Here is a 14,201-nt window from a genome sequence, read left to right on the forward strand (position 1 = left end):
AACTCGCGGATTCTTTTGCATGGACTCAAGCAACCCAGCAAAGCAACTTTTTAACTGTTCCCGGTTGTTACTGATAACCTCTCTGCTGTAGCAAGGCGGGTGCCACGAGCTATAAACAGTTCCACGAGCTGAGGGAACGCCTTTTATCCATTGCTCTACACATTTCTAAAGGATACCCAGAATGAAGGATTATTTATCAGCAGGGAATAGAGTAAAACTACTCTCTGGAAAACTCTAGCAATGTTGCTTTCGAGATAGTACCAAGGGAATAACCACCATCCCTAAACTACTGCCATAAATAGGCAAATACGTTTAAGTCGTCCCAGAGAATTATTAATTTGCTATAAGAATATTTTAGAACTGTATTCTTAACTTAAGTATTGTAGCCATACCAATAAACAGAAAAGACGAATGCTTTGGCAATTAACTAAAGGGTTGTTTTAATGGAAGAGGTCTGAAAAGCTTTCCTGTTGTGGGTGTATCTGTGTTGGGAATACTAGAGAAGTTGGTGAGTGGGTCTTTGTGAGATGGGATGAACCTGCGACCAAAGCCCCGGTTTAAAAGTTCTACCCCGAACCAGTGTATGAATATCTTTGACTTTCGCGATCGCCTCGTCCAGGATTACTTTGACTACGTCGTCAGCTTCATTCAGCTTCAAGACGACCGGATTCACCAGAAAGTTGAAGAAAGCTTTAAGGCTGGTGTCCTATGGCCCGACCCTCTGATTCAGCTTAATCCTTCTTTTGAGTCTGGTGGATGGGTAAACGATTTAGTTGCAGAGGGTACGCTCCATACTGAATGCTCCCGTATTTTTCGTGTAAGGAAAGATGAACCGCCCCACGAGGGTAAACCTCTTCGGTTACATAAGCATCAGTCCGATGCGATCCGAACAGCGAAAGGTGGGCATAACTACGTTCTTACGACAGGCACTGGCTCAGGTAAAAGTCTGTCCTACATCGTCCCGATTGTGAATCATGTCCTTCAGCGTGGGAAGGGACAGGGAATTCAAGCGATTGTCGTTTATCCCATGAACGCTTTAGCAAATAGCCAAGCCAAGGAACTAGAAAAGTTTCTGTGTCGCGGATATGAGAATGGACAAGAACCTGTTACCTTTGCTCGCTACACCGGACAGGAATCGGAGGAAGATCGGCAAAAAATTCTAGCTAATCCGCCTGATATCCTGCTGACGAACTACGTCATGTTGGAACTAATTCTGACCCGACCCAGGGAACAAGATTTAATCAATGCGGCTCAGGGGCTACGGTTTCTAGTTCTAGATGAACTCCATACTTATCGAGGACGGCAGGGGGCAGATGTTGCTCTCTTGGTACGGCGAGTTCGCGATCGCCTGGCAAGCGAGCAGATGCAGTGCGTTGGAACTTCAGCAACATTGTCTAGTGCGGGCACTTACGAAGAACGTCAGGAGAAAGTTGCAGAGGTAGCCACTCAGCTTTTTGGTGCAAAGGTTCATCCACAACACGTGATCGGCGAAACTCTCAAACGCACCACCCCAGATCGAAATCTACAAGACCCTCAGTTCATTCGTTCTTTGACTGACCGTATTACTGACCCAACTCACCAACCTCCACAAAGATACGCTGAGTTTATTGCAGATCCGCTCTCAATCTGGATCGAAAGTACGTTTGGAGTCAGAACTGAGCCTGGTAGCTCACGGCTCGTGCGTGCTCAGCCTCGTAGTTTAACGGGTAAAGATGGGGCTGCTCAGGAATTGAGCCAGTTAACCGGGCTTTCCCTGGAGCGATGTGTAGAAGCACTTCAAGCAGGGTTATTGGGAGGATATCAATGTGATCCAAACCCAGAAACAGGTTACCCTCCCTTTGCGTTTCGTTTACACCAATTCATTAGTCGTGGAGATACCGTTTACGGTTCTCTAGAGCTTGAAGCCGAACGGCATCTCACTTTGCAAGCACAGCAATTTGTTCCTGGCGATCGGGAACGGGTGTTACTGCCTCTTGTCTTTTGTCGGGAGTGTGGGCAGGAATACTACTCTGTCCGAAAAACTCACGATTCCGACTCCGACCAGTGGAAGTTTGAACCACGAGACTTGACTGACGTGCTGAATGACACAACCAGTGAGTCTGGTTTCTTTCACGTCAGCACAAGCAATCCCTGGTCTGATGATTTTGAGACACTGATTAAAAGATTGCCCGATGATTGGTTAGAAGAGCACCCAACCAAGGGTACACAGGTTCGGAAGAATCGTTTACCAGACTTGCCTCAAGCCATTCACCTGAAGAAGGATGGTTTTATTGGGAAGGAGGGTTTAGCAGGGCACTACCTCAAAGCACCGTTTCGGTTCTGCCTGAACTGTGGAGTGTCTTATGGTGCTAGGCAAGAGTCCGATTTTGGTAAATTAACTTCCCTGGGTTCTGAAGGACGTAGTACGGCAACAACCATTCTCAGTTTGTCCACGATTCTGAGCTTGAAGCAAACGACCCTCGAAGACACTGCCAAGAAACTGCTGAGCTTCACTGACAATCGGCAGGATGCTTCTCTCCAAGCTGGACATTTCAACGACTTTGTTGAAGTTGGCTTGCTACGAGCGGCTCTTTATAAAGCAGTTGATTTAGCCGGACCCAATGGACTGCGCCATGAAGAAATTGCCCAGAAAGTCTTTGATGCCTTGAATTTACCCCTATCACTGTATACAGAAGATCCATCGATACGTTTTGGGGCACTGGCAGAAACTCAACGAGCACTACGAAATGTGCTGGGCTACCGGCTTTATCTTGATTTAAGGCGCGGATGGCGCATTACCTCTCCAAATTTGGAGCAGTGTGGGTTACTGGAAATCAAATATCTATCTCTGCAAGAAGTTTGTGAGGCAGAGGATATTTGGCAGAACTGCCACCCTGCCTTGGCAATGGCTCGACCTGAGACACGGGCAAAAGTCGCTAAAGTCCTACTGGATTATATGCGGCGTGAGCTTGCGATCAAAGTGGACTACTTAGACAACCTCTTTCAGGAGCAGATTCAGCAGCTTAGTTCTCAAAAACTCATTGCTCCTTGGGCGATCGATGAGAACGAACGCATGGAGCACTCGTCGATCCTGCTACCCAGAGGCAGGGGTAAGGATGACTACCGTGGCTATGTTTATCTTTCTGCCAGAGGTGGGTTTGGGCAATACCTGCGACGCTCTAGTACGTTTAACGAATTTCACGATCGCCTCAAGCTAGCAGATACGGAAACGATTATTCAAAATTTATTGAAAGGGCTACAGGAAGCAGAACTTGTAAAAGTTGTGCTGGAACCGCGTAATGAGAGCGATGTGGCAGGCTATCAACTTCCTGCATCAGCTTTAATTTGGGTTGCTGGAGATGGCTCTAAGGTCTTCCATGATCCGATCCGGGTCCCCCAACAACCTGAGGAAGGTAGCAAACCCAATCCATTCTTCTTGAATTTTTACCGCAGTATTGCGGCAACAGCTCAAGGGTTAGAAGCACGGGAACATACAGCTCAAGTACCAGCTGATGAGCGGGAGCAGCGGGAGGAAGACTTCCGCAAGGGAGCGTTACCTTTACTCTACTGCTCACCCACTATGGAGTTAGGGGTTGATATTTCAGATCTCAATGTGGTCAATCTGCGGAACATGCCACCGACCCCTGCCAATTATGCTCAGCGGAGTGGTCGTGCTGGGCGTGGAGGGCAACCAGCATTAGTTTTTTCTTACTGTTCTACAGGAAGTTCCCACGACCAATACTTCTTCAAACGCCCTGAAAAGATGGTGACGGGAGCAGTTACTCCACCGCGTTTGGACTTGGGGAATGAGGATTTAATCCGAACACACATTCATGCGATCTGGTTGGCGGAAGCAAAACTGAGCTTAGGCACAACTTTGCGGGATTTGTTGGATGTCGTAGGCGAAACTCCAAGTTTGACACTGGTTGAGTCAGTTCAAGCTGTTCTTCAGGATACTCAACCGAGACAGCGAACCAGGGTAAGAGCGAATCGAATTCTAGCGACCATCCAAACCGAGTTGCAAACAACTGACTGGTATAGCGATCGCTGGTTAGATGATGTCCTCATTCATATTGCTCAAGAGTTTGATCGGGCATGCGATCGCTGGCGGGATCTATACAAAGCTGCCCTTGCCCAGGCACAACTTCAGAGTCAAATCATTCAAGATGCTTCCCGTAGCTCGAATGACAAGGAACAAGCAAAACGTTTACGGCGGGAGGCAGAAGCGCAACTACAATTGCTGACTGATAGCGGCAATTCGGTACAGTCTGACTTTTACAGCTACCGCTACTTTGCCAGTGAAGGCTTTCTTCCTGGCTATAACTTCCCTCGTCTTCCTCTCTCTGCTTTTATCCCAGCCCGTCGGGGACGAAAAGGGCGAGAGGAGTACTTATCTCGTCCGCGTTTTCTGGCAATCTCAGAATTTGGACCCCGCTCAATTGTTTATCACGAAGGCTCAAAATATCTGATCAATCGTGTCATTCTGCCCGTTTCTGACACTGATGAACCGATTACAACAAGCCAAATAAAACAATGTCCCAGTTGTGGATATCTTCATTCGGTGAGCGAACCTGATACCCTCAACAATTGTGAACGGTGTAACACTGAGTTGAATGGTTCGCTGCGATCGCTATTACAACTTCAAAACGTAACAACCAAGCGTCGAGACAAGATTAATAGTGATGAAGAAGAACGAGTTCGCCTTGGATATGAAATTCGGACAGGGGTTCGATTTCCAGAGCGAGGTGGTCAGCCATCCTATCGAGTTGCCACTGTAGAACAAGCCGGATCAACACTGGCAAAATTAACTTACGCCCAGGGAGCAGATCTGTGGCGAATTAACCTGGGTTGGGCAAGACGCAAAGATAAAAACCAATACGGTTTTGTTCTAGATACAGAACGCGGTTACTGGGCAAAGAATGAGCAGGCAGTAGATGATACTGACACTGATCCAATGTCTGCTCGAACCACTCGCGTAATTCCATTCGTCAAAGATCACCGAAACTGTCTACTCCTGGAGCCAACGTCTCGCCTTCCAGTAGAGATGATGGCATCTTTGCAAGCTGCATTAAAGCAAGCTATTCAAGTGCAATACCAGCTTGAGGATAATGAACTGGCTGCTGAACCCCTTCCTTCTCGCGATAATCGTCGTCTCATTCTGTTTTATGAATCAGCAGAGGGTGGTGCAGGTGTCTTAAAGCGGCTATTAGACGATCCTCAAGGACTTGCTGAAGTTGCCAAAACTGCTCTAGAAATCTGTCACTTTGATCCTCAGACCGGAGAAGATCGTCATCATGGACCACGATCGGAGGAAACCTGTGAAGCAGCGTGCTATGACTGTTTGATGAACTATAGCAATCAACGAGATCATGGATTGCTCGATCGCAAGGAGTTACGGAATCTACTTCTGCAACTAGCTCAAACGCAAGTTATTGCGGCTCCTGCTGCAAAACCTCATTCCGAACACTTGGAACAATTAATGCAGCAAGTGGAATCAACCCTAGAGCAAGACTGGTTAGATTACTTGGAAACAAGAGGATACCGTTTGCCATCTAAGGCTCAAGCTTCTATTTCAGCATGTAAGACTCGCCCTGATTTCTTATATGAAACTGAAATGACAGCCATTTATATTGATGGTCCGCATCATCTTTATCCCGATCGCGCTCAACGAGACGCAAGTCAAACCGAATGCTTAGAAGATTTTGGTTATTCAGTAATTCGATTTGATTTGCAATCAAATTGGGAGACTGTTTTACAAAAATATCCTCATGTCTTCGGTGTTGCCCAGTCAATGTCGCTGTCTGCTGTAGTTGATCAGTCTTGTTCTGCGACATCCCTTGATTTAGATTTGTTTGACCCTGTATGGCACAGCTTCATTCAAGCGCTTGCTGAAATTGAGGGAATCGCAATTGAAGCAGGGGGAGATGTCATGCAAGATGGTCAAGTGGTAGGCAGCTTCATTGCAGAAATCATTCAAAACGGTGCAATTGTGCGATTGGTCGATTCAAACAACTCAGATGCTTCTCTTGTTCAACAAGCTTTGCAAGCTCAGGGCTATAAAGTGTTGGCAGTTGAGCAGCAGGTAACGAATCCGACAGCTGTGCTGCAAGCTCTAGGGGAGGACTACTAATGCCAGTCGCGTTGAGTAATTCCCTTGCCAGTGCCGCCCGGAAATTGAACGCAAATGAAGCCCATCGAGTTTGGACGTTTCTTGATAAATTCTGGGAAAATCCAGCTCATCCCAGCCTCAGCATAGAACGGCTGGCAAAAATAAAAAATGCCAACTTGTGGTCTGGCAGAATTAGTGATGACCTGAGAGCAATCCTCCATAAAGAAGGGGACTTGTGGACAGTCTTACACGTTGACCATCATGATGATGCTTATAACTGGGCGAAAACCCGTACCGTCGAGCGACACATCAAAACGGGAGCCTTGCAAATTGTCGTGGCTCCAGAGGTAGTAGCCTCGATTGTAGAAGCCGATCCAACGCCCGTCAGTCAACCTTCGCTCTTTACTCAGTATCCCGATGATTACCTACTGAGTTTGGGAGTGCCACCAACATGGCTGCCCACAGTTCGGCAAATTCGCTCGAAAGATGTTTTGCTCAATGCCGTTTTAGAACTGCCTGAAGAGGTGGCAGAACGGTTGCTGGATTTGGCAGAAGGTGGTTTTGTGACACCTCCTACACCTTTAGCTGAAGATCAACCAGCGATCGCCAGCCCCGATACTAAACGCCGTTTCACTGTTTTGGATAGCAATCAGGATTTACTGAAACTACTGGATGCTCCTCTAGCAACCTGGATTGCATTCTTACACCCATCTCAGCAACAACTAGCATCTGGAACATTTAAGGGTCCCGTTAAAGTAACTGGAGCAGCGGGAACGGGCAAAACCGTTGTGGGGTTACACCGAGCGCGATATCTGGCTAGACAGGGTAAACGAGTATTGCTGACCAGCTTTGTTACAACCCTCTGCCGTAACCTAGAACGCAACTTACAACTGCTTTGTACACCAGAAGAATTAAACAATATTACGGTGACAACCGTACATCGGCAGGCAAAAGAGTTGTTAAAGCAAGCTGGAGAAACTTTAGAAGCTGTCGATGACGATGCTATCAAGAAGCTGATTGAGCGTTTCTATCATTCAGGCTGTCCCCTCAGCCCTGCCTATTTGTATCTGGAGTGGGAAAGCGTCATCCAAGCACAAGGTATTACAAGTTGGGAGGCATATCGTACTGCAAACCGCGCCGGTCGGGGACAACCGTTAACGGTCAAAGACCGCAAACAGGTGTGGCTGATCTTTGAACAAGTTTTGAAAACTCTTCAGATGAGGGGAGAAAACGACTGGTCGGGAATTTGCCATCGTGCGATCGAACTACTCAGTAGTGGCAAGGTTCAAAGTCCTTTCGATGCTGTGATTGTAGATGAGCTACAAGATCTAGGTCCTCAAGAGATTAAACTTTTGGCGGCTCTTGCGGGCGAAGGGGCTGATCGCTTGATGTTGTTAGGGGATGCAGGGCAGCGCATTTATGCAGGACGAACAAACTTGAAAAGCTTGGGGATTGATGTGCGAGGGCGATCGCACATTCTCCGCATCAATTACCGAACAACTGAGCAAATTCGCAGCTTTGCCGATCAAATTGTGGGCGATCGTCGGGATGACTTGAATGGAGAGCCAGAAGAACGCAAAGGCACTATCAGTTTGCTCCGAGGGCCAGAGCCGACAATTCATGGATTTCAAACCCAAGCTCAGCAATTTAAATTTGTCGTTAGTGAGATCCAGAAGCTTTTGAAGCAGGGATTGGCATTGGACGAAATTGCCGTTTTCGCTCGCACAAACGATGCGCTCAAACCTGTTGAATCTAGCTTAGAGGCAGCAAAACTGCCTTATCAACGGTTAAGCCATGATGTGGAGGCTCAAGCGAATGCCATTCATCTTGGCACCATGCACCGCGCCAAGGGACTGGAGTTCAAAGTGGTGTTTGTCATTAATCTGTCCGATGATCAGATGCCCTTAATCTACCTGGTGAACCAAATGCCTGATCAACCTTCGCGAGAGGCTGCGCTGGAGCGAGAGAAGCAGTTGCTCTATGTCAGTGTGACACGGGCGCGGGATGAGGTATTTGCAAGTTGGGTAGGTCCGCCAAGCCGCTTCCTGGAAGAGGTGCTGGCATGATTTGATCGGATGACTCTAGTACATTAAAGCCCAATACATCTATAACTAAAATGAAGGGTTCCACGCTCTAGACGGGCTTCTACCACATTACCAACCAAAAGAAGGACTAAACTGGATGACTGCATACGCATTTTGGAATAACAAGGGTGGAGTTGGAAAGAGTTTTCTCTGCTTCATTGCAGCAGCAGAGTATGCACATCGTCATCCAGAAGCTGATGTTTATGTTATTGATCTCTGCCCACAAGCAAATGTGTCAGAAACTCTTTTGGGAGGTTATCCAAAAGGTACAAGCACGATGAATAATTTGCTTGACAAAACTCCTCGTGCAACTGTTGCCGGATATCTTGAAGCACGTCTTAATTCTCCGTTTCGGATGATTGATGATGTATCCCCATTCCTTTTTGAGCCTAAGATATCAAATTCAAACATACCAGACAACTTAAGACTAGTGTGTGGAGATAATCTTCTTGAAATTATTTCTGAAGCAATTCGACAAACCTCTCAGCTTTCCATTCCTGTAAATGCATGGAAACAAGTTTTAAACTGGATTCGTGATTTAACGGTTGCACTTCGTGAACTTAGTGGTGATAGAGAGACTGTTTTCATACTCGATTGCAATCCAAGTTTTTCAATCTATACTCAGCTAGCTCTTGCAGCAGCAGATTATGTGGTTGTACCTTTTACCGCTGATGACAGTTCACGACGTGCGATTGAAAACGTTGTTGCGCTTCTCTATGGCATCGCTGATGAGAAGACTGAAGCGTATGCTCGAATTACGTTTGCAAAACGTGCCAAAGAAGATGGAATATCAGTTCCAAAACTTCATACCTTCATCAGTAATCGTGTGACTTTGTATGAAGGTAAGGCTAGTAAAGCTTTTGAAGCAGCTAGTAAAAACATTAAACAAACAATGGACTCAATACACGAGAATCATCGGCAGATATATGCTAACCCCAAAGAAATACCGAGCAAGAATTTTATTCAGATTCCTGATTATCATAGTGCCTGTGTAGTATCAGGCACGACTGGTACTCCCTTACACAAACTCAAGGCTGGTCCCAAACAGATTGCAGGTGAACGCGTGCAGCTTAATCCAGAACCGCTTGATAGATATCGAGAAGCTCTTGGAAAGTTTGTGGACTGTCTGTAGGGAGGTTTTTATGCCATCCCCGCCTTCGGCTAAATATCAACAAGCTGCTAACAAAGCCAAGATTCTCAGAGATACTGCTACTGATAACCGTCTCGGTTCTTTGCCTGAATATCAAACTCAGGTTTATTATCATTCTGCTTTAGCTGCATATGTTGCTGGATGGGAGGTATACGTTGAGAACCTCATACGAGAATTTTTTAACGTAACTGCTGATCCTCTAAACTTCAAATTCAATTCGATTCATTCTATTGCAAGGGATGTCGCAGAAGAATCGGTAGGGAAATTTAATACTCCCAATTCAGATAACTCAAGAAATCTCTTAGCTAAATTTACTGGTTATGACCCCATTGGTGACTGGATTTGGACTAGACGAGGGATGAGTGCATTAGCTACACGGCAGAGGTTAAATGAGATTCTTCAGGTAAGACATAGCTTTGCTCATGGTTTTCCTATCCCTGCAATGTCGTGGAATCAGACATCGACAGGAAAAGTCAGGCTCACAGCAAAAAATATTGATGATGTTCGAGTTTTTTTTAATTTTCTTGTCTCTGTAACTGATGGTGGAATGAAACAGCATATTCAAACAAACTATGGTGTGGTTTTAACTTGGTAGCTTTGGAATTTTCATTATGACTTTTGCAGTTGGTTCACTAGTTAAGGCACGCGATCGCGAGTGGGTAGTTCTTCCCGAATCCACCGATGAAATGCTCATTCTGCGTCCTCTAGGTGGCACTGAAGATGAAGTAACAGGCATCTACATTCCCCTAGAGAAGGTTGAACCCGCTCAGTTTGATTTACCTGATCCAACCCAACCTGGAGATAATCGCTCCTGCCGATTACTGCGGGATGCTGTGAGATTAGGGTTCCGCTCCAGTGCTGGACCCTTTCGCTCGTTTGCCAAGATTGCCGTTGAACCCCGTCCCTACCAGCTTGTGCCTCTACTCATGGCACTCAAGCTCGATCCAGTCAGGATGTTGATTGCCGATGACGTGGGGATTGGTAAGACTGTTGAAGCTTGTTTGATCGCACGAGAACTGCTGGATCGAGGAGAAGTGGAACGGTTAGCTATTCTCTGTCCACCTCATCTGGCAGAGCAGTGGCAACGGGAGTTACTGGAGAAATTCCATATTGAAGCTGAGTTGGTACTTCCCAGTACTGCAACTCGTTTGGAGCGCAATTGTCGGTTAGGACAATCACTATTTGACCTTTATCCCTATGTGATTGTCTCTACTGATTTCATCAAGTCTGAGCATCGGCGGGAAGAGTTTCTACGCACCTGCCCAGAACTGGTGATTGTGGATGAGGCTCACACCTGCGCTTCGACGGGAGAGGGGCGTGGAGGGCGGCATCAACGTCATCAACTCATTTCTGGTCTTGCCGCCAACCTCGATCGCCACCTGATTCTAGTAACGGCAACTCCTCACAGTGGTAAAGAGGAAGCGTTTCGATCGCTGCTGCGACTTCTAAATCCTGGCTTTACAAATCTGCCTGAAGACCTGACGGGTAAGGAAAACGAGCAGTATCGCCGTCAGGTTGCCGCTCATCTTGTCCAACGCCGACGAGGAGACATTCAGCATTACCTGGATGCCGATACGCCATTCCCTGTTCGGGAGGACAAGGAAGAGACTTACACCCTTTCGTCAGACTACAAGAAGCTGTTCGAGAAGGTTCTGAAGTATGCCCGCGAAACGGTTCAAGATCCGGCAGAGGGGAATCGCTTTCGTCAACGGGTACGGTGGTGGTCTGCTCTGGCACTACTACGTTCCCTAGCTTCCAGTCCAGCAGCAGCCGTCGCAACCCTGCGAAACCGTGCAGACACAACAGACACGGATACTCCGGAAGCAGCAGATGAAGTGGGTCGTCGTACGGTACTGGATTTAATGGACGATGAAGCAGCAGAAGGGGTAGATGTCCCACCAGGGAGCGATATTGGTGAGGTGGCAACAGATGAGCAAAAGAACCGCGATCGCCTGCTTCGTATGGCGCGGGAAGCCGAGGGACTGAAGGGGAGAAAAGACGCAAAACTTCAGAAGGCGATCGATTTAGTCAAAGCGTTCCTCAAAGATGGTTTCCAGCCCATTGTTTTCTGTCGGTTTATACAGACAGCAGAATATGTTGCTGAGCACTTGAGGAACGCCCTTAAAGGGGTAGAAGTGGCAGCCGTAACGGGTAATTTGCCACCCAAAGAACGGGAAGCGCGAGTTTTGCAATTGGCAGAAGCCCAAAAGCGAGTCTTAGTCTGTACGGATTGCCTGAGTGAAGGTATTAACCTACAGGAGGACTTCAATGCCATTCTGCATTATGACCTGTCCTGGAACCCGACTCGCCATGAACAGCGGGAGGGGAGGGTCGATCGCTATGGGCAAGCTAACGATAAGGTGAGAGTTTTGACCTACTACGGCACAGATAACCAGGTTGATGGCATTGTGCTGGACGTGTTGATCCGAAAACACCGAACGATTCGTAGTTCTCTGGGTATCTCTGTCCCTGTTCCGGTTGATACCGATCAGGTGGTAGAAGCGATTTTTGAGGGGCTGCTCCTGCGCGGACAATCCCATAATGACTCGGAGCAATTGACGTTGTTTGATGACAGCTTCTACAAACCACAGAAAGATCAACTGTTTAAGCAATGGGAAGCCGCGCAGGATCGGGAGAAGCGATCGCGTACTATATTTGCCCAGGAAACCATCAAGGTTGAGGAGGTGGCTCAGGAACTACGAGCGGTTCGTTCTGCAATCGGTTCAGGGGTTGATGTTGAAAGCTTCACTCAAGAAGCTCTGAAAATTTATGGCGGCACCGTTCAAGCAGAACGTAAGGGCATACTCTTTAACCTGAAGGAGACCCCAAAGGCTCTACAGGAAGCGATCGGCGGCTACGAGCAGTTTCAAGCAAGGTTCGAGCTACCTGTGCAGGACAATCAGTTGTACCTCAGCCGAACTCATCCCGTTGTAGAAGGTTTAGCGACCTACGTTATGGACAGTGCTCTGGATGCACTTGGGAATGGTGTTGCTAAACGATGTGGAGCCATTCGTACTCGCCAGGTAGAGCGACGCACCACGCTACTGCTTATGCGGTTTCGCTACCACATCCTGACAAAGCGAGGGGAGATGGAACATCCATTACTTGCTGAAGATTGCCAACTGCTGGTCTTTGCAGGCTCTCCTCAAAATGCTGAATGGTTGGACAGTGCAATGGCGGAGGAACTACTGCAAGCTCGTTCAGATGCCAATATCGGGGCTGACCAGGCGAGGGATTTTTTACAGAAGGTAATTGATAACTTCGACCACCTCCGTCCTCACCTGGAGCAAGTGGCTGAGAGCCGGGGACAGGAACTCCTGGATGCCCATCGTCGAGTTCGGACAGCCGCTCGTATGAAAGGGGTCAGCTACCGAGTTGAGCCGCAACTCCCACCAGATGTTTTAGGAATTTTTATCTACCTGCCTTCACTCCCCTCCTAGTTTCTTCAGCAACAGGCGATTGTCATGCGCTTCCTTTTCATTGACCTACCGATAGCTCTACTCAAATTTGGCTTCTACTTCTTTGTTTTCTCCACGCCAATTTTGGGAGTGTGGTTAGCATCGTCTCTGGTTGCGTATATCAATGGTCCTGTCTGGCTCACCGTTTTTTCGGGAATTCTGCTGTTTCCGCTGATTCCGATTGTTTGGGATTTGTGGGGACATCGAAAGCGTAAGGCTTCTGGAATTTTGTCGTGGGGCGATCGCATCACCCTACGGACTCTCGTCCTCAACTTTTTGTTCATTGCCTGCTTGCTAGCACTTCGCCCTCAAACTTCATTTCTAGCCCTCTCTACTCGTGGAGATTGGATACTAGAAGGTCGTCAGGGAACAGCCGTTGAAGTCACACGAAAGAGTTTATTCTATCTGGCTAACCAACTGGAATGGCTTTATCTGTCCTTCCATCAAAACCCATTTGAGCAGTACGCAGACTCGACACTCGTTCAACCAAAGCCTTCTACCAATCAAACTTCAACACCAACTCCCAAACCTTCACAACAAGCCAGCCAATGGCCGTGGGAGGAAGTTGGCATACATCCTGCTGTCGCAAATATGCCAGCCAGTGTGGAAACCAGTATTGAATCTGTGGCTCAATACATTGTTCAGCAGGAGAAAGACCCTGTCCAGAGGATCAAGGCGCTGCACGATTATGTTGCGGATCGCATTGCCTATGATGCCCCTTCCTATTTTGCTGGGCAGTACCCTCCTCAAGATGCAGAAACCGTTTTTCAGCGGCGAACAGCAGTTTGTGCTGGCTACGCCAAACTGCTGGAGGCTTTAGGAAAAGCGGCAGGGGAGGAAATCATCTATGTTGTGGGCGATTCTCGCAGTCAAACCAGTGACTTAAATGGTCAAGGACACGCCTGGAATGCAGCAAAGGTAAATGGGAATTGGTATCTGATTGATGCCACCTGGGACAGTGGGTATGTCGATCGCTCAGGTTTTACTAAGCAGTACAAGACAAGCTATCTATTTCCACCACCAAATGTAATGGCAATCAGCCATTTCCCAGACGATTCAGCATGGCAGTTATTACAAACCCCTCTAACCCGTGGTGAGTTTCTGAGGCAGCCCATGCTAAGACCTCAGTTTTTTGCTGATGGGTTGAAGCTTGTCTTTCCAACTCGATCGCAGACGGACGTGCAGGGTAATGCACTGCTACAAATCGAAAACCCACGCCAGAAGTGGTTGATGGCTAGCTACAGCCCTAAAGGAGGCGGGCAATCTCAAAATTGCCTGGAACAACCCATTCAAGGCAACCAAATCTCTTGCTCTTTATCAGGTTTAGGAACGTATGAGGTAAGCCTATTTAGTGGAGATGATCGAGCTGGACAGTATGACTATGTTGGGCAGGTTGAGTTCAACAAAAGCTAACCCCTTAA

Annotated in this window: 6 protein-coding genes; all 6 read left to right on the top strand. The window is 47.5% G+C overall.

The features are described from left to right. Positions 1 to 583 precede the first annotated feature (583 nt). The 6 genes from ACR6Z4_RS23515 (at position 584) to ACR6Z4_RS23540 (ending at position 14,193) form a co-directional block, all read left to right on the top strand. Positions 584 to 6,109, top strand: coding sequence for a DEAD/DEAH box helicase (locus ACR6Z4_RS23515; RefSeq protein WP_479719767.1), 5,526 nt, complete (start codon positions 584 to 586; stop codon positions 6,107 to 6,109). Further along, positions 6,109 to 8,154, top strand: a complete 2,046-nt coding sequence (locus ACR6Z4_RS23520; protein ID WP_479719768.1) for a 3'-5' exonuclease — start codon at positions 6,109 to 6,111, stop codon at positions 8,152 to 8,154. Before ACR6Z4_RS23515 ends, ACR6Z4_RS23520 begins: the two co-directional genes overlap by 1 nt. Positions 8,155 to 8,269: 115 nt before the next feature. Next, a complete protein-coding gene (locus ACR6Z4_RS23525; RefSeq protein WP_479719769.1) occupies positions 8,270 to 9,304 on the top strand; it encodes a ParA family protein in 1,035 nt (344 codons plus the stop codon). Between the two features lie 10 nt (positions 9,305 to 9,314). Continuing rightward, complete coding sequence (locus tag ACR6Z4_RS23530; RefSeq protein WP_479719770.1) at positions 9,315 to 9,917, top strand: HEPN domain-containing protein; 603 nt, start codon at positions 9,315 to 9,317, stop codon at positions 9,915 to 9,917. Positions 9,918 to 9,933: 16 nt separating this feature from the next. Then, a complete protein-coding gene (locus tag ACR6Z4_RS23535) occupies positions 9,934 to 12,762 on the top strand; it encodes a helicase-related protein (RefSeq protein WP_479719771.1) in 2,829 nt (942 codons plus the stop codon). A 24-nt stretch (positions 12,763 to 12,786) separates the two neighbouring features. Further along, positions 12,787 to 14,193 (top strand): transglutaminase domain-containing protein, encoded by a 1,407-nt coding sequence (locus ACR6Z4_RS23540; RefSeq protein ID WP_479719772.1) that lies wholly within the window; start codon positions 12,787 to 12,789, stop codon positions 14,191 to 14,193. Positions 14,194 to 14,201 lie beyond the last annotated feature (8 nt).

The organism is Calyptranema fuscum S582 (assembly GCF_055793305.1).

Bases quoted from the DNA above. Each gene is read 5' to 3' on its own strand.
- ACR6Z4_RS23515 (WP_479719767.1), top strand. From the start codon at position 584: ATGAATATCTTTGACTTTCGCGATCGCCTCGTCCAGGATTACTTTGAC.
- ACR6Z4_RS23520 (WP_479719768.1), top strand. From the start codon at position 6,109: ATGCCAGTCGCGTTGAGTAATTCCCTTGCCAGTGCCGCCCGGAAATTG.
- ACR6Z4_RS23525 (WP_479719769.1), top strand. From the start codon at position 8,270: ATGACTGCATACGCATTTTGGAATAACAAGGGTGGAGTTGGAAAGAGT.
- ACR6Z4_RS23530 (WP_479719770.1), top strand. From the start codon at position 9,315: ATGCCATCCCCGCCTTCGGCTAAATATCAACAAGCTGCTAACAAAGCC.
- ACR6Z4_RS23535 (WP_479719771.1), top strand. From the start codon at position 9,934: ATGACTTTTGCAGTTGGTTCACTAGTTAAGGCACGCGATCGCGAGTGG.
- ACR6Z4_RS23540 (WP_479719772.1), top strand. From the start codon at position 12,787: ATGCGCTTCCTTTTCATTGACCTACCGATAGCTCTACTCAAATTTGGC.